Here is a 20,470-nt window from a genome sequence, read left to right as displayed (position 1 = left end):
GCGCGTCAGTCGCCCTGGAGGAGCGGGCCGAAGGTCTGCTCGGCGATCTGGACGGCCCGGTCTTGACCGACGGCCTGGCCGTTCACCTCGGGGTGCTCTTGCCGCCACTGCCCGGCCGAGGCGCGTCCGGTGAAGAAGTTCAGCGTGTCGCAGCACACCGTCGCGGCAGGGCCCGCGCCCGCGCGGCGGCCGACGAACACGACGGCGTCCGCCGGCTTCCATCGTGCGGTGCCGCCGGTGAAGGTAACGGTGACCGGCTCGCCGTTGACCGGGTCCGATGAGGAGATCCGTACGTCCTGGCCGCCGAGCATGGCCGAGATGCCCAGGGCGTCGACGGCGCACATCGACCACACCTCCACGCCTTCGGGCAGCCGCACGCGATGCCGGGTCCGGACCGCGGAGAACGGGTACGCCGCCCGGATCCGACCCGCACCGTCGAGGGTCAGGAAGTCCTCCCGGGCCAGTTCGGCCAGTACGTCGGCGGCAGTCCGGCCGGCGAGGGCGGCGACGGCCTCCAGTACGGACGGCGCCGGTGCCGTGCCTTCGGTGGTGAAGTGCCGCAGCACCGCCTGGTGGACGGCGCGCAGACCGCGCTCGTCCGGGGCTCGTCGGCCCCGGCCGGCCCGCCCGATCGGATCGAGCAAGTCCGCCTCGCAGCACTCCTGGTCCCCGGCGGACTCCCGGGCGAGAACCGCACCGGACAACACCTGGCGCAGGTCCTCCACGCTGGGCGCCCCGTCCACGCGGCCGTCGGCGTCCCGGTAGAGGCGGCAGGACACGCTCGGCGGAGCACCGGCCACCGCGAACGGGTCGGCCCCGTCGAGCAGCACGGTCGGCGAGCCGGTCATGCCCCAGCGGGCGGCCTCGCTCTGCTCGCGTACTTCGACGACCTCCACCTCGGCGCTCCGGCCGCCGAGCGCGGTGGTGATCCGCTCCCGGACCACGGGCTCGTTCGGGCAGTCCGGCACCGTCAGGATGGTGATCCGCATGTCCGCTGTGCTCCCCATTCGTGGCTTGTCGCCCGACGGTAGACCTTCCAGTGCGCTGGAAGGTCAAGGCGTAGCGTGGAGGGATGCGCATCGGTGACCTCGCGGCGGCCGGCCACGTGACGGCCAAGACCATCCGCTTCTACGAGCAGGCCGGACTCCTGTCCGCCCCGCCGCGCACTGCAGCGGGGTACCGCGACTACGCACCCGATGCCGTGAGCAGGCTGGTGTTCATCCGCGACGCACAGGGCGCGGGCCTCACGCTCGCCGAGATCCGCTCGGTCCTCGAACTGCGCGACAGCGGCGAGGCCCCGTGTGGCCACGTCGCCCGGCTCATCAGCACACACCTCGACCAGATCGAGCAGCGCATGGCCGAACTCCGCAAGACCCGCACTTTGCTGACCGGTTTGGGGCGCAGGGCAGCCGAGACGGATCCGGATTCCTGCACGGAAGGCGACATCTGCACCATCTTCCGGCAGCCCTGACGTCTGGCTGGACGGGTGGGCCGCCGAAGGGGCGGGGGATCCCCCACTGGGCCGTTCGGGGCTGATGTCAGGCTCGAATGGCATCAGCTCACGCTGATGTGAGAACATCAGCGTGAGCTGACTTCAGTCGATGCTGATGTGATCGGTCCGCCCGGTGCACCATGCAGGGTGCACCCTGCGGACTGCGGCTCCTCGACGTCGCAGCGCATCGCGCCGCGCGTTCGCCCTCACCGCAGAACCGAAAGCGAGTGCCCTCATGACCGCGACCGAACCCGGCCCGACCGTGCGGCCGCCGGGCGCCGAAAGCTCCTCGATCGTGCGGAAGCTGTCCACCTTGGACCGCTTCCTCGCGGTGTGGATCCTCCTCGCGATGGGTGTCGGCCTGGGGCTCGGCCGGCTCGTCCCCGGCCTGAACGACGCCCTCGCCAAGGTCGAGGTCGGCGGGATCTCCCTGCCCATCGGGATCGGGCTGCTGGTCATGATGTACCCGGTGCTGGCCAAGGTCCGGTACGACAAGCTCGATGCGGTCACCGGCGACCGGAAGCTAATGGTCTCCTCGCTGGTCATCAACTGGGTCGTCGGTCCGGCGCTGATGTTCGCGCTGGCCTGGGTCTTCCTGCCGGACCTGCCCGAGTACCGCACCGGGCTGATCATCGTCGGCCTGGCCCGCTGTATCGCCATGGTCATCATCTGGAACGACCTCGCCTGCGGCGACCGCGAGGCCGCAGCCGTCCTGGTCGCCCTGAACTCCGTCTTCCAGGTCGTCGCCTTCGGCGCGCTGGGCTGGTTCTACCTGGACCTGCTGCCCCGATGGCTCGGACTCGGCGACGGCCAGGGCCTGGACGTACCGGTCTGGCACATCGCCCTGAACGTCATCGTGTTCCTGGGCATCCCGCTCCTCGCGGGCTTCCTCACCCGCCGCATCGGCGAGAAGAAGCTCGGACGCACCGCCTACGAGGCGGACTTCCTGCCGAAGATCGGCCCCTGGGCCCTGTACGGCCTGCTCTTCACGATCGTCATCCTCTTCGCCCTCCAGGGCAAGACCATCACCTCGCAGCCCCTGGATGTCGCCCGCATCGCACTCCCGCTCCTCGTCTACTTCGCGGTGATGTGGTTCGGCACCTTCGCCCTCGGCAAGGCCATCGGCCTGCCCTACGACCGCACCACCACCCTCGCCTTCACCGCCGCCGGCAACAACTTCGAGCTGGCCATCGCCGTCGCCATCGCCACCTTCGGCGTCACGAGCGGCCAGGCCCTCTCCGGAGTGGTCGGCCCCCTCATCGAGGTACCGGTCCTGATCGGCCTGGTCTACGTATCCCTGGCCTGGCGCAAGAGGTTCACGGCGGGGCGGGCGGCAGCGAACCCCGGCGAGGCCCGCTGATGCACTGCCTCGACTGCCACACCCGGGACGCCCAAACCCCGGCCATCGGTGTCTGCCGCAGCTGCGGCGCCGCCGTCTGTGCCAACCATGCGCGCGTGGTCGCGTACGAGGTCCGCAGGCGTCCCCTCCTCGCCCCGCCGAGCGAGGCACCGGCCCGCAGCGTGCGCTGCTTCCCCTGCGCACAGGCCGACAGCCGCTGACTGGCCCGAACGCGCCGGATCGCCAGGGCCCGGCGGCAACACCATCGCCCGCAGCTATCAACAGCAACTGCTGTTGATAGCTGCGGGCGATGGTGTTAGCGTGTGGGTATGACAACGACTCTCCCGGTCGCGGTGACCACCCCGGCCGCCCTGCTCTCCGAAGGCGACCAGGCCCGGCTCCTGGCCCCCAAGCTCCGCGCCCTGGGGGACGAGACCCGCCTGACCCTGATGCTCCTGATCGCCGAGCGCCCGCGCACGGTCAAGGAGCTCCAGGAGGCCACCGGACTGAGCCAGACCCTGGTCAGCCACCACCTGGCCCCCCTGCGCGAGCAGGAGCTGATCAGCTCCAAGCCCCGCGGGCGCAGCAACGTCTACTCCCTGTGCTGCGCCGAGCTCGGCGGCCCGGTTCAGCTCCTGGCGAGCCTTGCCGCCCAGGCCCCCGAGGGCGCGGCGTCCTGCCAGTGACCTGAGCCGGACGGATCCCGCCCGGCCCCTCCCCGTACAGCCCCAAGACTGAACTCACCCCCCACCCGTCGGCAGCGCGTCCACGCCGGTGGGACGGCACAGCGATGTCTGCAAGCCCTGAGGTGCACCACCCGTGAACCACGTCCTCGAAGTCCTCAAGACGTTCGCCGTCATCACCGCGGAACTCGTCGCGCTCTTCATCGCGATCACCTTCCTCGTCACCTTGCTGATGCGCAGAACGGGACCCGAGAAGCTCGCCCAGTGGCTGGGCGGCAGCCACCTCAAGGGCATGGTCAAGGGCACCGCCTTCGGCGCACTGACCCCCTTCTGCTCGTGCTCGACGATCCCGGTCCTGGCCGGCATCCTGCGCGCCGGAGTGCCGTTCTCCACCGCCGTGGCCTTCCTGATCGCCTCGCCGATCCTGGACCCGTTCGTGTTCGTGGCCGTCGGAGCGCTGTTCGGCTGGAAGATGGCCGTCAGCTTCACCGCGGTCGCCGCCGGCGGGACCCTGCTCATCGCGCACGGCATGCACCGCTTCGGCTTCGCCTCGCAGGTCAAGCGCGTACGGGTCACCGGTGGTCAGGAGAAGGAGTACGTGCCCTGGCGCGGCCTGCGTGCCGAACTCCCCGGCGCCTGGCGCGAGGCCGTGATCGAGCTGAAGCCCATGGTCAAGCCGATGCTGATCGGCGTATCGATCGGCGCGCTCATCTACGGGGCCGTGCCCACCGATCTCATGGCCGCCGTGGCCGGCGACGGCAAGTGGTACGCCATCCCGCTCGCGGCGCTGATCGCCATCCCCCTCTACATGCGGGCCGAGACGGCACTTCCCATCGGCTTCGCCCTGATGGAACGCGGCATGAACCTCGGCGCCGTCTTCGCCTTCGTGATCGCGGCGGCCGCCATCAGTCCGCCCGAACTGACCCTCCTGACGAAGCTGTTCAAGCCCAAGCTCCTGACCACCTTCGCCACCTCGGTCTTCGCCCTCGCGCTGGCCGGCGGATTCCTCGTCCCCCTGGTCGCCTGACCGACCCGCAGCCCCAGTTCTCAACCCCCACGCAAGGAAACACACCTCATGAGCACCAAGACCGGCCTCTTCGCCAAGCTCTTCGGTAAGAAGGACACCGCGCCCGCCTCCGACTGCTGCGATGTCCAGATCATCGAAGAGGACGAGATCCCTCCCCAGCAGCCGGCCGATGCCCACGGCGGCTCCAACAGCTGAGCAGTACGCGGACTATCCGCACGGCAGAGGTGTACGTATGGCTGCCGCATCCTCACGCGGTCCTGGTCGTTCCCCCGTCATGAAGAAGATCATGCTCGCGGTACTGCCCGTGCTCGCTCTGTCCCTCGCCGCTCCCGTGGCGCACGCCGACAACGATTCCAACTTCGGGGGTGGCGTGAACGCGGCGAACAACTGGAACTTCACGGCCGCCGCCGTCTGCCAGCAGGAAACCGCCGTCGTACCGGTCCTCGGCGACTGGGCCGGCGACCACGCAAACAACTGCTCCAACGGCAACGTGATCGACCACTCCGGCAGGTGACGGGCCTACACGAGGGCGGGACACCCCGACCGGTACGCCGGTCGGGGTGTCCCGCCCTCCGCCGTGCCGCGCGTCAGCAGCGGCCCAGCAGCTCGGCGATCTCGCGGGCCGCGTCGCGGGCGGGGCGGCCGACGCCGATGAGGGTGGCGGAGGCGGGGCCGGTCCAGTCGCCGTAGCCGAGCAGGTGCAGGCGGGGTTCGTCGGCGGCGCGGGTGCCGGCGGTGGCGATGTGGCCGTGGCTGCCGCGCAGGCGCAGCGGGGCGAAGGGGGCGAGGGCCGGGCGGAAGCCGGTGCACCAGATGACCGCGTCGGCCTCGGCCCGGGTGCCGTCGGCCCATTCCGCACCGGTGGCGGTGAGGTGGGTGAACATCGGCTTCGCCGCCAGGAGTCCGGCGTCGCGGGCCGCGCGGACCGGGGGCACGGCCACGATGTCGCCGAGCGAGGCGACACCGCCGGTGTCGGTACGGCCCGCGTCGAGCGCTTGGCGCCGGGCGGTTGCGGCGTCGAAGAGGGCCCGGCCGTCGATGTCGTCGGGCAGGTAGCGGGGCGGACGCTGGGTGACCCAGGTCAACTCGGCGACAGGGGCGAGGTCGGCAGCGATCTGCGCGCCGGAGTTCCCGCCACCCACCACGATGACGCGCTGACCGGCGAACTCGCCGGGACTGCGGTACTGCACGGTGTGGAGCTGACGGCCCGCGAACTCGCGCCGTCCAGCGACCGCGGGCAGGAACGGGCGGGTCCAGGTCCCGGTGCCGCTGACGACCGCACGGGCTCGCCAGTCGCCGGAGTCGGTCTGCACGCGCAGGTGGTCGCCGTCGCGGTGGACGGCCGAGACCCATGCGCCCCGCTGGACGGGAAGCTCGTACCGCTTCTCGTAGTCGGCGAGGTACGAGACAACGTGCGCCGCGTCGGGATAGACCTCACCCTCCTGGACGGGCATGAAGCGGCCCGGCAGTGAGGAGTACGCGGCCGGTGAGAACAGCCGCAGGGAGTCCCAGGTGTGCTGCCAGGCCCCGCCGGCACCCTCCTGGGCGTCGAGGATGACGTGCTCGACGCCCAGTCGGCGCAGGTGGTAGCCGGCGGCGAGCCCGGACTGACCGCCGCCGATCACCAGCACGTCCGTCTGCTGCGTCATGCGGAGGCCGACCCGCCGTCCGTCTTGCCGCGCATGAAGATGACGGCGACCAGAGCCAGGCCGACGACCGCGCCCACGAGCTGCACGCCGACGAAGGCGGGGACCGAGGCGGGGGCGATGCCCGCGAAGGTGTCGGTGAAGGCGCGGCCGATGGTGACGGCCGGGTTGGCGAAGGAGGTGGAGGAGGTGAACCAGTACGCGGCGCCGATGTACGAGGCCACGGCGACGGGCGCGAAGCGCAGCCGGTCCGTCCGCGCCAGGCCGAAGATCAGCAGGATCAGCCCGGCGGTGGCCACGACCTCGCCGAGCAGCAGGTTCCCGGCGGAGCGGTCGTGCGTGGCCCACTTCACCAGGGGCTCGCCGAACATCGCGTCGGCCAGGATCGCGCCCGCGACGGCGCCGACGATCTGCGAGGGGACGTAGACGGCCAGCTCGCGCGCCGTGACACCCGCACCGCCGCGGCGGCCGGTCCACCACTCGGCGAGGCTGACCACCGGGTTGAAGTGGGCTCCGGAGACCGGGCCGAGGAGGGCGATGAGGACGCCGAGGCCGAAGACGGTGGCGGTGGAGTTGGCCAGCAGCTGGAGCGCCACGTCCTGGGTGAGCTGCGTGGCCTGGATGCCGGAGCCGACGACGACCGCGACGAGCGCGGCCGTCCCGACCAGTTCGGCGGCGGCGCGGGCCACCAGCGGGATGGCGGGCGGGCTTGCGCCGGGTGCGGGTTGGGGCGCGTCGGCGGGTATCGCGGTGACCCCTGCGGGTGGGGTGCCGACGGGCTCGGTGACGGACAACGGTTCTCCTCGGGCAGGTGAGGGGGAAACCAAGCGGGCTATGGGCAGGACCGCTTGAGGTTCGCTTCGGAAGTGGCACGCGCGGCCTGCGCGAGGTCGGCGAACTGACCGGCGATGGCCTCGACGACTTCCGGGCGGAGTCTGTAGTAGATGAAGCGGCCGCACGGTTCGGTCTCCACGACCCCCGCCTCTCTGAGCACCTTCAGGTGGTTGGAGAGGTTGGTCTGCTTGGCACCGGTCTCCTCCACGAGGTGTGTGGTGCACAGCGTCTCGCGGGAGAGCAGGGTCACGATCTGAAGCCTGAGGGGGTCTGCCAGGACTCGGATCAGTTCAGTGTCGACTGACGTCATCATGTGCTGATACTGTCACATCAGTAGGGGCTGACACCAGCCCGAGCTGACCTTACTGGCTCCTTGGAACAGGATCGCCATGCCCACGCCCTCCTCGCCCCTCCTGCCGGACGAACGCCTGGCCGCGGGGGCAGCCCGCCTCGCCACCCGGTACACCGGCCGCTTCGCGCCGGAAACCGTGCTCGGCCTGCTCGCCGACTCCTATGGACGTCTGGCCGAGCCCGCCCGGGTCCGTACGCACCTGGTCGTGCTGGCGGAACGGCTGGCCGCCGAGCGGCTGGACGCCCTCGCCCACACCCGGGGGCTGACGGGCGGCGGTCCGACGCGGGTCCTGTTCGTGTGCAGCCACAACGCCGGCCGCTCTCAGCTGGCCGCCGCCCTCCTCGCCCACCGTGCGGGCGAGCGCGTGACCGTCTCCTCCGCGGGTACCCACCCCGCCGACGAGGTGGAGCCGCACATCGCCCAGGCCCTCACCGAGGCGGGCGCGGACCTCTCGGACGCTTACCCCAAGCCGCTGACGGAGGAGGTCGTCGAGGCCGCCGACATCGTGATCACGATGGGCTGTGGTGACGCCTGCCCCGTGGTGCCCGGCCGCCGCTACCTCGACTGGCCCGTCGCCGACCCGGACGGTGCGCCGATCGCCGTCGTACGCGACATCCGCGACGCCATCGACGCCCACGTCGGCGAGCTCCTCACCCAGCTCGCCCCCTGAAACCCGCACGCTCCCCGCAGTCGCCTCACCCCAAGGAAGAACTGATGTCCTCCGCTCCTGCCGCCTCTGTCCTGTTCGTCTGCATCCACAACGCGGGCCGCTCCCAGATGGCGGCCGGGTTCCTGCGCCACCTGGCCGGCGACCGCGTCGAGGTCCGCTCCGCCGGCTCGGTCCCGGGCGACCAGATCAACCCCTCGGCCGTCGCCGCGATGGCGGAGCTGGGCATCGACATTTCCGACCAGAAGCCGAAGGTGCTGACCCCCGAGGCCGCGCAGGCGTCGGACTACATCATCACGATGGGTTGCGGCGACGCCTGCCCGTACTTCCCCGGCAAGACCTACCTCGACTGGCAGCTCGAAGACCCGGCCGGCCAGGGCGTCGAGTCCGTCCGCCCCATCCGGGACGAGATCAAGGGCCTCATCGAGGGTCTCATCGCCGAGATCGACACCAAGACCGCGAAGAAGCAGGAGAGCTGACCGCATCATGACGACGAACACCGACGCCGGCACCGACGAGGTGCGCGAGGTCATCATCATCGGCTCCGGCCCGGCCGGTTACACCGCGGCCCTGTACACGGCCCGCGCACAGCTGAAGCCCCTGCTGTTCGGCAGCTCCATATTCGTCGGCGGCTCGCTCACCACGACCACCGAGGTCGAGAACTTCCCCGGCTTTCCCGCCGGGATCGACGGCCCGGACCTGATGGACAACATGCGGGCCCAGGCGGAGAAGTTCGGCGCCGAGATGATCGACGACGACATCGTGTCGGTGGACCTGAGCGGCGACATCAAGCTGCTGACGGACTCCGAGGGCACGGTCCACCGCGCGAAGACCGTGATCATCGCGACCGGCTCCGGCTACCGCAAGCTCGGCCTGCCCAACGAGGACGCGCTCTCCGGCCGTGGAGTGTCCTGGTGCGCGACGTGCGACGGCTTCTTCTTCCGCGACCGCGACATCGTCGTGGTCGGCGGCGGCGACACCGCCATGGAGGAAGCCACCTTCCTGACCCGCTTCGCCCGCTCGGTCACCATCGTCCACCGCCGCTCCACCCTGCGCGCCTCCAAGGCCATGCAGGACCGGGCGTTCTCCGACGACAAGATCTCCTTCGCCTTCGACAGCGAGGTCGCCGAGATCAAGGAGACCGGCGGCATGCTCTCCGGCGTCGTCCTCCGTGACGTACTGACCGGCAAGACGCGAGACCTCGACGTGACGGGCCTGTTCGTCGCCATCGGCCACGACCCGCGTACGGAACTCTTCGCCGACCAGCTCGAACTGGACGCCGAGGGCTACCTCAAGACCCAGGCGCCCACGACCCGTACGAGCATCCCCGGCGTCTTCGGCGCGGGCGACGTGGTGGACCACATCTACCGCCAGGCCATCACCGCGGCCGGCTCCGGCTGCGCCGCCGCGCTGGACGCGGAGCGGTACCTGGCCGCGCTGGCCGACGTACGCGTGGAAGCCCTCGCGCCAGTCGCGTGACGGCAGCGCCGGGGCCGAGAAGCTCGGTCCCGGCAACGGACTCCGGGCCCGGTCCGTCGTGATTGCGACACGACGGACCGGGCCCGGTTCTCATTTCCTGCTGCGGTGCTCTGTGCTCAGGCGGCTGCCGCAGGAGAGCACGTCAGGGTTTCCGGCAGCTCCAGCCGTACCGTGCGGTCGCAGAGGCGCTCCACCTGCGCCGGATCGTGCGAGACGAGGAGAACCGTGCGGTTGCCGCGGAGGGCGGCCACCGATGCCTCGACCGTGTCGCGGCTCCGCTCGTCCAGCGCGCTGGTGGGTTCGTCCAGCAGCAGCGCGGCCGGTTCCAGGGCCAAGGCGCGGGCCAGGCACAGCCGCTGGCGCTGGCCGTTGGAGAGCGACTGGGCAGGAGTGTCCAGCCGGTTGCAGACCTCGTTCCACAGGCCGGCCTCCTTCAGGGCCTGCTCCACCCTGTCGTTCAGGTCGGAGCGGGAGGCGCGCACCAAGTGCCGCAGCCCGAAGAGGGCGTTGTCCAGGATGCTGCCGCCGAAGACGACGGGCGTCTGCGGCACCAGGACGACGGTGCTCCGCAGGCCGGAGTCGCCCTTGCCGTGGCGGAAGGGGCGGCCCAGTACCTCCAAGTGGCCGTCGCGGACGAGGCCGTGGGGCAGCAGGTCGACCAGGGCGCGCAGCACCGTCGACTTGCCGGCGCCGGAAGGGCCGCACAGTCCTGTGGTGGAGCCCTGCTTCAGATCGAAGGTGACCGGGCCCACCAGGGTCTTCTTGCCGTCGAGGACCCGCAGGTCGCGGACGGATATCACGTGGTCCATCGTCGTGCTCCTTCGAAGCGGTTGCGCAGGGCCACCGCCAGGCTGAGAAGTACTGCGGTGATCAGGACCAGGACCAGGGCGCTGCCCCATGCCTGAGTGATCGCCTCGGGGGCGCCGGAGTCCTGGGACAGGGTGAAGATGTGGGTCGGCAGCGCCTGCACCGGGGCGTTGACGATCCCGGTCGGCAGAGCGGGCGCCCCGAAGAACACCGTCGCGGTGAAGATCAGCGGAGCGGTCTCGCCCGCCGCGCGGGCCAGGCCGAGCAGCAGGCCCGTGAGGGTGGCCGGCCAGGTGTACGGGATGACCACGGAGCGGATGTACTGGGCGCGGGTCAGGCCGAGTGCCAGGGCGCTCTCGGTGATTTCCGGCGGCATGCTGCGGATGCGTCCCGCCGTGGTGAGGGCGATGACGGGTACGACCACGGGCACCAGCACGATGGCTCCGGCCAGCCAGGAGCGGCCCCAGCCCATGGCGGAGGAGAACAGGACGTAGCCGGCGAGGCCCAGCAGGATGGTGGGGGTTCCGCCGATGGCCACGGTGAGGGTCTCCAGCACGCGTGCCGTCTTCCCCGTAGCCCGGGTGCCAATCAGGACGCCCGCCGCGTAGCCGAGGGGCAGGGCGATCAGGGCCGTGGTCGCCAGGAGCAGGAGCGTGCCGAGGATCTGGTCGCGCACGCCACCGCCGGCGGCGCCGGTGGAGGGTGAGAACCAGAACGCCGGGTTGAGCGCGGACCCGCCCCGGGTCAGGAGGATGCCGAGCATGCCGAGGAGGAGGGCTCCCGGCAGCGCCAGTGCCCCCATCCGCAGCGCCGTCGTGAGGCGGTCGCGCGGGATGCGCATGCGGGCAGCGGCACGGTGTCCGCGCAGGCCGCGCTTCGCGGGACGGTTCGAGGACTTCCGGGTGCCCCACACGGTCGCCGCAGCCACCAGGAGGAGCAGGATGATGCCCAGGGCGCACAGCGCCGCGAAGTACGGGCCGGAGGTGCCGGCGAGCATCGGCTCAGGGCCGGCCAGCTTGGTGGTCAGCGTCTGGCCGGGGCGGACCAGGGAGGAGAAGAAGTCTCCGGCTGCCCCCGGGAGCCTTCCGTCGGCACGGCCGATCACCATGAAGACCGCTATGGCCTCGCCGAGTCCGCGGGCCAGGCCGAGCAGGACGCCGGCGCGCATGCCCGCGCGTGCCTGGGGCAGGAGGACCGACCGTACGACCTCACGGCGGGTCAGGCCGAGGGAGTACGCGGCCTCCCGGTAGCGGGCGGGGACGGCCGACAGGGCGTCGACGCTGACCGCGACGATCGTCGGCATGATCATCACGGCGAGGACGATGCCCGCGGCGAGCAGGCTGTCGCCGCCCGGTACGCCTCCCAGCATCGAGACGAACGGCCGGATCACCATGATGCCGATGAGGCCGTAGACGATGGAGGGGACCGCCGCCAGCAGTTCGACGCTCAGGCGCAGGGGCTTGGCGAAGCGGGGCGGGAGGTACTCCGACAGGGCGATGGCCGCCGACCAGCCGACCGGAACGGCCAGCAGCAGCGCCAGGACGCACACGACGGCCGAGCCGTAGATCATGGCCAGGGCGCCGAAGGCCCCGTTGACCGGGCTCCACGACGGGTCGGAGACCAGGTTCAGCCAGTCGACGTCACCGCTCGCGATGCCGGTGCCGAGGTACCCGATCAGTACCGCGAGGACGAGGACCACCGAGAACATCCCGGTGTACACCCATCCCCACACCCACCGCGCCCGCCGCGGGCGGCCGCCCTGGACGGGCGGCCGCGACGCGGCGGGGGCTGGCGTGCTGGGTCCGGGCGCCTCGACAGGGCGCTCCAGAGTGACGCTCACGGTCAGAGACCCATCTGCCGGCGCGTCAGGTAGCCGTGGACGGGCAGGAGCTTCTGGCCTTCGGGCGAGAGCAGGTAGTCGATGTACTGCTTGACGGCGCCCTTCGGCTGACCGTCGGTGATCATGAAGAGCGGGCGGGTCATCGGGTACTTGGAGGACGCGACGTTCTCCAGCGTCGGCGCGACGCCGTCGAGGGCCACGGCCACCAGGCCGTCGCGGCCGTCGATGAAGCCGGTCGACAGGGGCGCGATGGAACCCCGGGTCGAATCCAGCTTGTTGCGGGTCTCCAGGTTGCCGCCGACCACGGCGTAGTTCGCGGACTGCGGGGGCAGCGGGGGCTTCCCCTTGCCGTAGACGAACTTGTCGAGCACCTCGCGGGTGCCGCGACCGGGCTCCTTGTCGTAGACGAAGACGTTCAGGTCCGGACCGCCGACCTGCTTCCAGTTGGTGATGGTGCCCTCGAAGAGGCCCTTCACCTGCTCCTTGGTGAGGTTCTTTACGCCGGCGTCGGCGACCTCCTTGGTGATGATGATGCCGACCGCGTCCGCGCCGATCTGGGTGGGCACGAAGTCCGTGTTGGGGTACGTCTTGCGGTCCGCGTCGGCCAGCGGCTTGGAGCTCAGCGCCACCTGGATCTGCTTCGAGCCGAGCTGGGAGATGCCACCGGCGGAACCACCCTGGGTGGCCACCGTGATCTTCAGGCCCTGGCCCTTGAGGGCCTCGGCGGCGTCCGAAGCGACCGGGGCGACGGTGGTGGATCCGCTGGCCTGCACCGCGGAGGAGCTGGCCTGGGCGGAACCGGCGCAGCCCGTGAGGACGACTCCGAGGAGCAGCGCGGCGGACGAGGCGAGGCCGGCCTGCTTCCGCTTTCCGGTGAGGAGGGACGGCGCCCGGTGAAGGGTGGTGGTCATGGCAGACATGGCGGTGCCTTTGCTGGTGAACGGTGGATGGAAGGGGGCGGGTGGAGGGTGGACCACCCTGACGATCAAGAGTCTGATCGGTGGGAGAGCGCTGGAGAAGAGGTTCCGCGTGGCATGAACCGCGCCCGGCACCCACCTGCCGGGCGGCGGCCGGAGGGTGGTTGGCAGGTGGTCGGATGGAGGTCGGGATCCGGCTTAATGACGGGCCAACAATGGGTGAACAGAGTGATCTTCGATGTGGGCGTTCAACTGGTGGACGTAGGGTGACCTGTATGTCCGTAGAACAGGTGACCGGGCAGCCACCTCGGCTCCTGACCTTCATCGAAGAGGATCCGACCTGCGGGCCGCCCCTCGAAGTGGATCCGCTGCCCAGGGAGCGGGCGGAGGTTCTCGCCCGGACCCTCAAGGGCCTCTCCGATCCGACCCGCCTGCAGATCCTCAGCGTTCTCCTGGCCGCTCCGGACGGCGAGGCGTGCGTCTGTGACCTGACGCCACTGCTGGGTTTGGCCCAGTCCACGGTCAGTCAGCACATGAAGGTCCTCTCCGACGCCGGCCTCGTCACGCGCAGGAAGCGCGGCACATGGGCCTGGTACGCGGTCGCGCCCGAGCGGCGTGAGGTGCTCAACTCCCTCATCTGGGGCGACGAGGACCAGCAGCCGTAGACGCGGGGCCTGGCGGGTCGGCGCGGAGCCGACGACCCGCCCATGGCGCGTCATCGGGGAGCGTCAGGCGGCGACGACCGCGCGGGCGGCCACCTCGGCCGTGAACGCCTTGATCAGCGGGTGGACGTTGCCCGGGCCCGAGACCAGCTCCGGCTGGAACAGCGTGCCGATGAAGAACGGGTGGCCGGGGACCTCGGCGGCCCGCGGGGCCCCTTCGGTGTCCCAACCGCTGAACAGCACGCCCGCGTCGGCCAGTCGCTCGACGAAGTCGGAGTTCAGCCCGTACTTGCAGTGGTAGGTCTCGGTGGTCATCTCGGCGTCGTCATAGACGGCGGCGAGCCGACTGCCGGCCGTGAGTAGGAGCGGGGCCTGCTCGCCCGCGAGGCAGCAGGTGAGCGGCACGATGAGCGGGGTCGGCGCCTCCGGGTCGTACTGCACGTCGTCCGCGTCCGTGAGACCGACGACGGTACGGGCGTACTCGATCAGCGCGTGCTGGAAGCCGCCGCAGGTGCCCAGGTAGGGGATGCCGTTCTCGCGGGCGTGCCGGACGGCCGAGAGCACGCCGTCCTTGTTCTCGTACGGGGAACCGGGCACGACCCAGATGCCCTGGAAGCCCTGCAGGGACTCGGGCCCGGTGATGGTCTCGCTGGGCACCCATTCCGTGTCCACGTCGAGCTCGTGCCGGAAGCTGTCGAGGCGGGCGTGGGCGGGGGACTTGCCGTGGTCGCCGATCAGCGCGATGCGCGGGCGGGGGCCGGTGGCGGTGGTCATGCGGGCTGCTCCTGTGTGGCGTCGTCGGTGAGGGGGAGTTCGTCGGTGATCCGCCCGAGGCGGACGTGTCCGTACGGGGCGAGGTGCGCGACGAGCCGGCCGTCGCGCTCGGTGGTGGTGGAGGCTCCGCCGAGGAAGAGCAGCGGTCCGCGCCCGTCCGGCAGCAGCGCCTCGGGGTGGAGCTCTTGGTCGCCGTCGGTGGCGTTGCGCACGGTCAGGACGTGCACCCGGCCGGCGGTGTCGCTCGCGACGAACGCCTCCAGGGCGGGGCTGCCGGCGTCGACGGCGCGTACGTCCGCATCATCGGCGAAGGCGGGGGCGAAGGGGGCCCCGCCCGGGGTCGGGTGGCTGAGGGCGGCGGTTACGGTCACAGCAGACTCCGGCCGGTCATGGCGGGGCCGTTCGGGCGGCCCAGCAGGTGGAGGACGGTGGGTGCGATGTCGGCGAGGCTGCCGCCGTCGGTGAGGCGCTCGCCGAGGAGTTGCCCGGGGGCCGGGACGACGACGGCCGGTACGGGGTTGGTGGTGTGGCCGCCGTACGGGCGCGGGGACCCGTCGCGACCGGGCTTCGACATGCGCTCGGCGTTGCCGTGGTCGCCGACGAGCAGGACCCAACGGCCGGTGGCTGCTGCCGCGGTGAGAATCTTCTCCACCTCGCGGTCGGTGTGCTCGGCGGCCTTGACGGTCGCGTCGTGGTCGCCGGTGTGGCCGACCACGTCGATGTTGGCCAGGTTGGCGATGACCAGGGCCACGTCGTCACGCCGGGCGGCGGCGGTGATGGCTTCGGTGACCTGCACCAGGTTCATCTCGGGCCGGGCCACGTAGTCGGGAGCGGTGTCCGCGGTGATGCGGACGTGCTCCTCGACCTCGCGGACCCGGTCGTCGCGGCCGTTGACGTAGTAGGTGACGTGCTCGAACTTCTCCTGCTCGGCGATGCGTACGGAGCGCAGGCCGTGGGATTCGAGTGCGTCGGCCAGCCCGCCGGAGGCGTCCGCGCGCCCGACGAGGGCGGGGATGTCCGCCTTGGTGTCGTACTGGGTCAGGGACAGGACGTCGACGTCCGAGTCGGCCAGGACCACGACGAGGTCGTCGGCGAGCTGCTGGATGCGGTCGCTGCGGAAGTTGGTGAACAGGACGGTGTCGCCGTCGCGGACGGTGGCAAGCGGCTCGCCGTCGGCGCCGGTGAGGACGGTGGGGACGACCCACACGTCCCCGTTCTCGGCTCCGGCCAGCACCTGCCCGTAGTCGCGGGCGGTGGCGCCCTTGCCGTCTGCGATGGCCTCGCTGACCTTCGCGGTCAGCTCCAGGTCGCCGCTCTTGTCGAGGCCGTAGCCCCGCCCGGAGACGGTGGCCAGGGCGCCGATGCCGGTCGAGGCGAAGAATTCCTCGACGCGAGCCAGGTAGTCGCCCGCGGTGTGGTCGGCGACGTCGCGGCCGTCGGTGATGGCGTGCACCCACACGTGCTTCACACCGCGGGACGCCGCGATGGACAGGAGCGCGTGGAGGTGGTCGACGTGGGAGTGGATCATCCCGTCGGAGACCTGGCCGACCAGGTGGAGCGCGCCGCCGTTCCCGGCGAGCCGGTCGAGGGCTTCGGTCAGGCGGGGGTTGTCGCCGAGCTCGCCGCCGTCGATCTGCCGCTGGACCAGGACGCTGTCGTAGTCGAGCGGGCGGCCGGCGCCGATGACCATGTGGCCGATCTCGGAGTTCCCGACGGTGCCGGGCAGCAGCCCGACGTGTTCGCCGGAGGCTTCCACGAGGGTGGAGGGGTGCTTGGCGGCGATGGCGTCGAGCACGGGGGTGTCGGCGTTGGTGAGGGCGTTGCCGGGTCCGGGGGTGGCGTGGCCCCAGCCGTCGAGGACGAGCAGGATGCCGGGGGTGCCGTTCGTGGCGTGGTCGACGGTCATCGCAGGGTGTCCAGGGTGTTCCAGAAGGCCGGGAAGGACTTGGCGACGCAGCCGGGGTCGTTGATGACGACGCCGGGAGTGCGCAGGCCGATGATCGCGAAGGTCATGGCGATGCGGTGGTCGTCGTAGGTGTCGATGACCGCGCCGTGCGGGGTACCGCCGTGGATGGTCATCGCGTCGTCGTACTCGTCGACGGTGATGCCCATCTTGCGCAGCTCGGTGGTGACGGCCGCGATGCGGTCGCACTCCTTGACGCGCAGGCTGGCGATGTTCGTGATGTGGGTCTTGCCCTGCGCGAAGGCCGCGACCGCCGCGAGGGAGGGGACGACGTCGGGCATGGCGTCCATGTCGACCTCGATGCCGTGCAGTTCGCCGCCCTTGACGGTGATGGAGTTCTCGGCGATCTCCACGTGGGCGCCCATCCGGCCCAGGACCTCGGCGAGGCCGACGTCGCCCTGGTGGGAGGTGGAGCCGATGCCGGGGATGGTGACCCGGCCGCCGAGGATCGCGGCGGCGGCGATGAAGTACGACAGGCCGGAGGCATCGGGCTCGACGACCGCGTGGCCGCCCTTGAAGGACTGGCCGGCCGGGACCTTGAAGCTGCGGTAGCCGTCGCGCTCGACGGTGATGCCGTGCTCGGCGAGGGTGGCCAGCGTCATCTCGACGTACGGCTTGGAGACGAGCTCGTCGACAATCTCGATCTCGGTGTCCTGCTGGGCGAGGACCGAGCTGATGAGGATCGAGGAGGTGTACTGGGAGGAGATGGCGCCGGAGATCTTCGTCTTGCCGCCGACGAAGTTGCCGCCGGTGACCTGGATCGGCGGGGAGCCGTTGCCGCGGACCGCGACCGCTTCGACGCCGAGGGCCGGGAGGGCGGCGAGCAGGTCGCCGAAGGGGCGCTCCTGCATGCGGGAGTTGCCGGTGATGGTGGTGATGCCCTCGGCGAGGCCCGCCATGGAGATCAGGAAGCGCAGCGGGGTGCCGGCGCCGCCGACGAAGATGTCGTCCTCGGGGGCGGTCATCGGCTTGCCGGTGGGCGTGAGGGTGAAACGGTAGTTCTCGTGGTCCACCTCGACGGCGACGTGCCCGAAGGAGGCGACGGCGTTCGCGAAGTAGATGGTGTCGTCGGAGACCAGGGCGCCGTCGATCACGCCGGTCTTCCCGTCGAGGGCAGCCAGGGCCGCGATGGCGATCTGCCGGTTGGTGTAGCTCTTCGAACCGAGTACGCGAACCTCGTGGTCGATCGAGTCGATGGTCTCGACGGCGAGCTGTTCGGCCTTCAGGCGGGGGTCGTTGAGAGCGCTCATGGGGTGGGACTCCTGATGCTGGGGTGTGATCTGGGTCACGCGAGTACGGTGCCCGAGCCGGGCATGGCGTCGGGAAGCTGAGGGGTGACGGCAATTCGCCATTGCGCCAAGGTGGGGCTGGAATTCAGTGCACGGCGGCAAATCTCGGCTGCCGCGGACAATGCGCCGTCGAGGCTGCTCGTGCGGTGGAAGAAAGTCAGCTCGATGCGTCCGGAAGCCGTCTTCGCGTGGACGTGTTCGAGGTCGTCGCCCGGCATTGCGGCGGCCCACACGATGTCGGTGACGATGGCCGATTCCAGCTTCGCGGCCTCGGCTTCCCGGGCGGCGACGAGCGTGGCGGTGGCCATGAACATGGGCCCTCCAGGCCGGGCGGTAAGTCCTGGTACAGACCACACGTGCTGGTCGGCCTCGGCCTGCGTGATGGCGCTGTAGTGCTCCGTGTGGCGGCACTTGGGGCCGCAGCCGTGCCCACCGGCGGGAGAGAAGCCCAGCATGACCGCAGCCGCTCTGTTCATCAGGCGCAGGGCTCTCCGCGCAGCAGGCATGACTGTCCTCCGTGTGTGGGGGGTGGATTTGGTTTCGGGCGGGGGGCGTTCTCGACGCGCTGCGGATTCCGTTTCCAGGGACTTCCGCTGCCCTGCGATCACTAGTTTGCTGAGCATTCCGAGGGGGCGGAAGAGTTCCCCGCTGGCATGAAGTGCGACCGGCAGGCACCTGCCTGGAGGTGGCCTGAATTCCGGCCTTCGAAGACCCGAAGAACGCCCTGAAGGCTGCTCATCCTGCGGACATCTCTTGTCGGCCGCATCCCTGACCTGCCAAGATCGGCCCCCGCCGATGTATTTGAGGGGTTGTCTCGACATCTGAGACATCAAGCGGGGGGTCGCTGTGCTGGCGAGTTTGGGACTGGATGCCGAAGCCGAGTCGGTCTACCGACTGATGCTCACCCAGCAGGACTGGGGAGTTGCGGAAATCGCAGTCCACTTGGCCTGCCCGGAGGAATCCATACGCCGCTGTCTGGACCGGCTGGCCGAACTGAACCTCCTGCGAAGATCCGTACAGGCACCCGGCGGACTCAGACCCGTCAGCCCGGACCTTGGCTTCCAGCTCCTGCTCCAGCGCCAGCAGGCCCATCTGCTCGCCCAGCAGCAGCAGTTCGCCGAGAGTCAGGCCGCCATCAGCAAGCTCCTGGACGAATACTCCGAGCTGCGGACCGGTGAGCGCCACGGAGTCGAGTACCTCCAGGGCATGGACGCCATCCAGGCCCGCCTCGAAGAGCTCGCCCACCGCTCCACCAGCGAATGCCTGTCCTTCATGCCCGGCGGCGCGCAGTCCGTGGCCAGCCTGGAGGCAAGCCGCCCGCTGGACGCAGACCTGATGCGCCGGGGCGTACGGGTCCTGACCGTCTATTTGGACAGCGTCCGCAACGACAACCCGACGGTCGAGTACGCCGAGTGGCTCCACGGCAACGGCGGCGAGGTCCGAACGGTGCCGGCCCTACCCCTGCGCATGGTGCTCTTCGACCGCGAGGTGGCCCTGTTGCCGGTGGACCCGAACAACACCAAGAAGGGCGCGGTCCAACTGACCGGCCCCGGAGTACTGACCGCGCTGGCCTCCCTCTTCGAACAGGTGTGGACGGGCGCCGCCCCCATCGGCAGCGCCCGCGACCGCGACGAGGCGGGACTAACCGCGCAGGAGCGGGAGTTGCTGCGCCAGCTCACGCAGGGCGCCACCGACGAGATCGCCGCCAAGAAGCTCGGCATCGGCTTGCGCACCGCCCGCCGCATGATGTCGGAGATGATGGCCCGCCTCGGCGCCCGCAGCCGCTTCGAGGCCGGGGTCCTGGCGACGAAGGCCGGCTGGACCGACTGATCACGTACCGCCTACGGCCCCAGGTAGGACATCAGCAGGTCCGGGCCGGTCGTCCGGAGCCGCGGGTAGATCAGTACGGCGACCACAGCGGCCGGGACCAGGGTCCAGGGACTCTCGATCCCGAGCTTGGCTCCGTACCAGGTGCCCAGCCATCCGACGGCGCCCACCAGCGCGAGCGCGGCCGCGAGGTGGAGCGTCTCCTTCAACGCGGTGCGGTCCCGCACGGGTTGCAGGTCCTTGAGGTCCTCCTCGGGGAGCAGGGCGCCGAGTCTGCCGAGGGAGTAGTTCTCCGCCACGCTGAGGAGCATGCGGGACAGCTCCTTCGCGCCTTGGACCGGATCCGTGTCCAGGCGGAGCTCGGCCTGCCGGAGCGCGGCCACGACCAGGCGTGCGTGGAGCCTGAGCTGTTTGCGGCGAGGAGAGGAGCGCGGCGCTGACCCAAATCGGCTCGGGCCGAGCAGGAGGGAGCGTTCCGAGCTGCGAAGGGTCCTCGACACCCTGTTCACGTGTGCATGGCGTGAAGCAGGCGGGGTGGTCAGCAGCGTGGCACAACTCCGTATCGTGCGGATGGCGAAGACCACCGGCGCGAACTGCCGCAAGGAGCGCAGGTTGCCGCGGGCGAAGTAAGTGACCCAGAGCCTCCACAGCAGCAGCGTTGTGTACAGGACGAAGACGGGGCAGAGCCAAAGGAACGTCGCGTGACTCCCAGGCCCCTCCCCAGCTCGGGGCTGCGCATTGCCGAACGCCACCAAGCTGGGGAGGCACAAGACAGCGATCGGGATCATCGTGATGAAGGTGACCTGGTTGGCGCTGGCTTCCGCGAAGACCCGCTTTCTGATGACAGCGCGCACGGCTGGGGGCACGGCAGT

Annotated in this window: 25 protein-coding genes; 12 read left to right on the top strand and 13 right to left on the bottom strand. The window is 70.5% G+C overall.

Annotation, left to right across the window (positions count from 1 at the left end):
- Window positions 1-5: 5 nt before the first annotated feature.
- Window positions 6-989 carry an alkylmercury lyase family protein gene (locus MTF69_RS17745; RefSeq protein ID WP_243335563.1) on the bottom strand — a complete coding sequence of 328 codons (984 nt, stop codon included), beginning with the start codon at window positions 987-989 and terminating at the stop codon, window positions 6-8.
- A gap of 83 nt (window positions 990-1,072) precedes the next feature.
- On the opposite strand from MTF69_RS17745, the gene MTF69_RS17740 reads away from it, so the two are divergent.
- From MTF69_RS17740 to MTF69_RS17715, 7 genes are all read left to right on the top strand, one after another.
- On the top strand, window positions 1,073-1,471 hold the full coding sequence (locus MTF69_RS17740; protein ID WP_243335554.1) for a heavy metal-responsive transcriptional regulator: 399 nt from the start codon (window positions 1,073-1,075) through the stop codon (window positions 1,469-1,471).
- 256 nt (window positions 1,472-1,727) lie between these two features.
- Window positions 1,728-2,852 (top strand): ACR3 family arsenite efflux transporter, encoded by a 1,125-nt coding sequence (gene arsB, locus MTF69_RS17735; protein ID WP_243335553.1) that lies wholly within the window; start codon window positions 1,728-1,730, stop codon window positions 2,850-2,852.
- Window positions 2,852-3,052 carry a DUF2180 family protein gene (locus MTF69_RS43740; RefSeq protein WP_374323256.1) on the top strand — a complete coding sequence of 67 codons (201 nt, stop codon included), beginning with the start codon at window positions 2,852-2,854 and terminating at the stop codon, window positions 3,050-3,052. The genes arsB and MTF69_RS43740 overlap by 1 nt, the downstream gene beginning before the upstream one ends.
- 108 nt (window positions 3,053-3,160) lie before the next feature.
- Window positions 3,161-3,517 (top strand): helix-turn-helix transcriptional regulator, encoded by a 357-nt coding sequence (locus MTF69_RS17730; RefSeq protein WP_243335552.1) that lies wholly within the window; start codon window positions 3,161-3,163, stop codon window positions 3,515-3,517.
- Between the two features lie 133 nt (window positions 3,518-3,650).
- Window positions 3,651-4,541: a permease gene (locus tag MTF69_RS17725; RefSeq protein ID WP_243335551.1), complete on the top strand. Its 891-nt coding sequence runs from the start codon at window positions 3,651-3,653 to the stop codon at window positions 4,539-4,541.
- A 48-nt stretch (window positions 4,542-4,589) separates the two neighbouring features.
- Entirely contained in the window at window positions 4,590-4,736 is a 147-nt protein-coding gene (locus MTF69_RS17720) for a hypothetical protein (RefSeq protein ID WP_243335550.1), read from the top strand.
- A gap of 79 nt (window positions 4,737-4,815) precedes the next feature.
- The gene (locus MTF69_RS17715) at window positions 4,816-5,055 is read left to right on the top strand and encodes a hypothetical protein (RefSeq protein ID WP_243335671.1); all 240 of its coding nucleotides are present in this window, start codon (window positions 4,816-4,818) and stop codon (window positions 5,053-5,055) included.
- A gap of 73 nt (window positions 5,056-5,128) precedes the next feature.
- Here the strand turns inward: MTF69_RS17715 and MTF69_RS17710 are convergent, their stop codons facing one another.
- From MTF69_RS17710 to MTF69_RS17700, 3 genes are read right to left on the bottom strand one after another with little or no spacing between them, the layout of a single operon-like run.
- Window positions 5,129-6,190 carry an ArsO family NAD(P)H-dependent flavin-containing monooxygenase gene (locus MTF69_RS17710; RefSeq protein WP_243335549.1) on the bottom strand — a complete coding sequence of 354 codons (1,062 nt, stop codon included), beginning with the start codon at window positions 6,188-6,190 and terminating at the stop codon, window positions 5,129-5,131.
- Window positions 6,187-6,981 (bottom strand): MIP/aquaporin family protein, encoded by a 795-nt coding sequence (locus MTF69_RS17705; RefSeq protein ID WP_243335548.1) that lies wholly within the window; start codon window positions 6,979-6,981, stop codon window positions 6,187-6,189. The genes MTF69_RS17710 and MTF69_RS17705 overlap by 4 nt, the downstream gene beginning before the upstream one ends.
- Before the next feature lie 38 nt (window positions 6,982-7,019).
- Window positions 7,020-7,334 carry a helix-turn-helix transcriptional regulator gene (locus MTF69_RS17700; RefSeq protein WP_243335547.1) on the bottom strand — a complete coding sequence of 105 codons (315 nt, stop codon included), beginning with the start codon at window positions 7,332-7,334 and terminating at the stop codon, window positions 7,020-7,022.
- A 76-nt stretch (window positions 7,335-7,410) separates the two neighbouring features.
- On the opposite strand from MTF69_RS17700, the gene MTF69_RS17695 reads away from it, so the two are divergent.
- From MTF69_RS17695 to trxB, 3 genes are read left to right on the top strand one after another with little or no spacing between them, the layout of a single operon-like run.
- Entirely contained in the window at window positions 7,411-8,043 is a 633-nt protein-coding gene (locus tag MTF69_RS17695; RefSeq protein ID WP_243335546.1) for a low molecular weight phosphatase family protein, read from the top strand.
- Window positions 8,044-8,087: 44 nt separating this feature from the next.
- Window positions 8,088-8,519, top strand: coding sequence for an arsenate reductase ArsC (locus MTF69_RS17690; RefSeq protein ID WP_243335545.1), 432 nt, complete (start codon window positions 8,088-8,090; stop codon window positions 8,517-8,519).
- 7 nt (window positions 8,520-8,526) lie between these two features.
- Entirely contained in the window at window positions 8,527-9,519 is a 993-nt protein-coding gene (gene trxB, locus MTF69_RS17685) for a thioredoxin-disulfide reductase (RefSeq protein ID WP_243335544.1), read from the top strand.
- 116 nt (window positions 9,520-9,635) lie between these two features.
- Here the strand turns inward: trxB and MTF69_RS17680 are convergent, their stop codons facing one another.
- From MTF69_RS17680 to MTF69_RS17670, 3 genes are all read right to left on the bottom strand, one after another.
- A complete protein-coding gene (locus MTF69_RS17680; RefSeq protein ID WP_243335543.1) occupies window positions 9,636-10,328 on the bottom strand; it encodes an ATP-binding cassette domain-containing protein in 693 nt (230 codons plus the stop codon).
- The gene (gene pstC, locus MTF69_RS17675) at window positions 10,316-12,058 is read right to left on the bottom strand and encodes a phosphate ABC transporter permease subunit PstC (protein WP_374323272.1); all 1,743 of its coding nucleotides are present in this window, start codon (window positions 12,056-12,058) and stop codon (window positions 10,316-10,318) included. Before pstC ends, MTF69_RS17680 begins: the two co-directional genes overlap by 13 nt.
- Window positions 12,059-12,168: 110 nt before the next feature.
- Complete coding sequence (locus MTF69_RS17670; RefSeq protein ID WP_243335541.1) at window positions 12,169-13,077, bottom strand: phosphate ABC transporter substrate-binding protein; 909 nt, start codon at window positions 13,075-13,077, stop codon at window positions 12,169-12,171.
- A gap of 281 nt (window positions 13,078-13,358) precedes the next feature.
- Between MTF69_RS17670 and MTF69_RS17665 the strand changes: the two genes are divergently transcribed.
- Window positions 13,359-13,748 carry a metalloregulator ArsR/SmtB family transcription factor gene (locus tag MTF69_RS17665; RefSeq protein WP_243335540.1) on the top strand — a complete coding sequence of 130 codons (390 nt, stop codon included), beginning with the start codon at window positions 13,359-13,361 and terminating at the stop codon, window positions 13,746-13,748.
- A 63-nt stretch (window positions 13,749-13,811) separates the two neighbouring features.
- Here MTF69_RS17665 and MTF69_RS17660 read toward each other — a convergent pair whose 3' ends face one another.
- From MTF69_RS17660 to MTF69_RS17640, 5 genes are read right to left on the bottom strand one after another with little or no spacing between them, the layout of a single operon-like run.
- The gene (locus tag MTF69_RS17660; RefSeq protein WP_243335539.1) at window positions 13,812-14,519 is read right to left on the bottom strand and encodes a hypothetical protein; all 708 of its coding nucleotides are present in this window, start codon (window positions 14,517-14,519) and stop codon (window positions 13,812-13,814) included.
- Window positions 14,516-14,890, bottom strand: a complete 375-nt coding sequence (locus MTF69_RS17655; protein ID WP_243335538.1) for a hypothetical protein — start codon at window positions 14,888-14,890, stop codon at window positions 14,516-14,518. Before MTF69_RS17655 ends, MTF69_RS17660 begins: the two co-directional genes overlap by 4 nt.
- The gene (gene gpmI, locus MTF69_RS17650) at window positions 14,887-16,425 is read right to left on the bottom strand and encodes a 2,3-bisphosphoglycerate-independent phosphoglycerate mutase (RefSeq protein ID WP_243335537.1); all 1,539 of its coding nucleotides are present in this window, start codon (window positions 16,423-16,425) and stop codon (window positions 14,887-14,889) included. Before gpmI ends, MTF69_RS17655 begins: the two co-directional genes overlap by 4 nt.
- On the bottom strand, window positions 16,422-17,732 hold the full coding sequence (gene aroA, locus MTF69_RS17645) for a 3-phosphoshikimate 1-carboxyvinyltransferase (RefSeq protein WP_243335536.1): 1,311 nt from the start codon (window positions 17,730-17,732) through the stop codon (window positions 16,422-16,424). The genes gpmI and aroA overlap by 4 nt, the downstream gene beginning before the upstream one ends.
- 35 nt (window positions 17,733-17,767) lie before the next feature.
- On the bottom strand, window positions 17,768-18,085 hold the full coding sequence (locus MTF69_RS17640) for a hypothetical protein (RefSeq protein ID WP_243335535.1): 318 nt from the start codon (window positions 18,083-18,085) through the stop codon (window positions 17,768-17,770).
- Between the two features lie 544 nt (window positions 18,086-18,629).
- On the opposite strand from MTF69_RS17640, the gene MTF69_RS17635 reads away from it, so the two are divergent.
- Window positions 18,630-19,601: a helix-turn-helix transcriptional regulator gene (locus MTF69_RS17635; RefSeq protein ID WP_308401413.1), complete on the top strand. Its 972-nt coding sequence runs from the start codon at window positions 18,630-18,632 to the stop codon at window positions 19,599-19,601.
- An 11-nt stretch (window positions 19,602-19,612) separates the two neighbouring features.
- Here the strand turns inward: MTF69_RS17635 and MTF69_RS17630 are convergent, their stop codons facing one another.
- A complete protein-coding gene (locus MTF69_RS17630; RefSeq protein ID WP_243335533.1) occupies window positions 19,613-19,909 on the bottom strand; it encodes a hypothetical protein in 297 nt (98 codons plus the stop codon).
- Between the last annotated feature and the right edge of the window lie 561 nt (window positions 19,910-20,470).

The sequence above is a fragment of the Streptomyces sp. AP-93 genome (assembly GCF_022808175.1).
Classification (GTDB): domain Bacteria; phylum Actinomycetota; class Actinomycetes; order Streptomycetales; family Streptomycetaceae; genus Streptomyces.
Note: the sequence above shows the minus strand (reverse complement) of the source record. Positions and strands in the feature narration are given on the sequence as shown.

Bases quoted from the DNA above. Each gene is read 5' to 3' on its own strand.
- aroA (WP_243335536.1), bottom strand. From the start codon at position 17,732: ATGAGCGCTCTCAACGACCCCCGCCTGAAGGCCGAACAGCTCGCCGTC.
- MTF69_RS17680 (WP_243335543.1), bottom strand. From the start codon at position 10,328: ATGGACCACGTGATATCCGTCCGCGACCTGCGGGTCCTCGACGGCAAG.
- MTF69_RS17745 (WP_243335563.1), bottom strand. From the start codon at position 989: ATGCGGATCACCATCCTGACGGTGCCGGACTGCCCGAACGAGCCCGTG.
- MTF69_RS17670 (WP_243335541.1), bottom strand. From the start codon at position 13,077: ATGACCACCACCCTTCACCGGGCGCCGTCCCTCCTCACCGGAAAGCGG.
- MTF69_RS17720 (WP_243335550.1), top strand. From the start codon at position 4,590: ATGAGCACCAAGACCGGCCTCTTCGCCAAGCTCTTCGGTAAGAAGGAC.
- arsB (WP_243335553.1), top strand. From the start codon at position 1,728: ATGACCGCGACCGAACCCGGCCCGACCGTGCGGCCGCCGGGCGCCGAA.
- MTF69_RS17695 (WP_243335546.1), top strand. From the start codon at position 7,411: ATGCCCACGCCCTCCTCGCCCCTCCTGCCGGACGAACGCCTGGCCGCG.
- MTF69_RS17730 (WP_243335552.1), top strand. From the start codon at position 3,161: ATGACAACGACTCTCCCGGTCGCGGTGACCACCCCGGCCGCCCTGCTC.
- MTF69_RS17690 (WP_243335545.1), top strand. From the start codon at position 8,088: ATGTCCTCCGCTCCTGCCGCCTCTGTCCTGTTCGTCTGCATCCACAAC.
- MTF69_RS17630 (WP_243335533.1), bottom strand. From the start codon at position 19,909: ATGCTCCTCAGCGTGGCGGAGAACTACTCCCTCGGCAGACTCGGCGCC.
- MTF69_RS17665 (WP_243335540.1), top strand. From the start codon at position 13,359: ATGTCCGTAGAACAGGTGACCGGGCAGCCACCTCGGCTCCTGACCTTC.
- trxB (WP_243335544.1), top strand. From the start codon at position 8,527: ATGACGACGAACACCGACGCCGGCACCGACGAGGTGCGCGAGGTCATC.
- MTF69_RS17715 (WP_243335671.1), top strand. From the start codon at position 4,816: ATGAAGAAGATCATGCTCGCGGTACTGCCCGTGCTCGCTCTGTCCCTC.
- MTF69_RS17740 (WP_243335554.1), top strand. From the start codon at position 1,073: ATGCGCATCGGTGACCTCGCGGCGGCCGGCCACGTGACGGCCAAGACC.
- MTF69_RS17660 (WP_243335539.1), bottom strand. From the start codon at position 14,519: ATGACCACCGCCACCGGCCCCCGCCCGCGCATCGCGCTGATCGGCGAC.
- MTF69_RS17700 (WP_243335547.1), bottom strand. From the start codon at position 7,334: ATGATGACGTCAGTCGACACTGAACTGATCCGAGTCCTGGCAGACCCC.
- gpmI (WP_243335537.1), bottom strand. From the start codon at position 16,425: ATGACCGTCGACCACGCCACGAACGGCACCCCCGGCATCCTGCTCGTC.
- MTF69_RS43740 (WP_374323256.1), top strand. From the start codon at position 2,852: ATGCACTGCCTCGACTGCCACACCCGGGACGCCCAAACCCCGGCCATC.
- MTF69_RS17710 (WP_243335549.1), bottom strand. From the start codon at position 6,190: ATGACGCAGCAGACGGACGTGCTGGTGATCGGCGGCGGTCAGTCCGGG.
- MTF69_RS17640 (WP_243335535.1), bottom strand. From the start codon at position 18,085: ATGTTCATGGCCACCGCCACGCTCGTCGCCGCCCGGGAAGCCGAGGCC.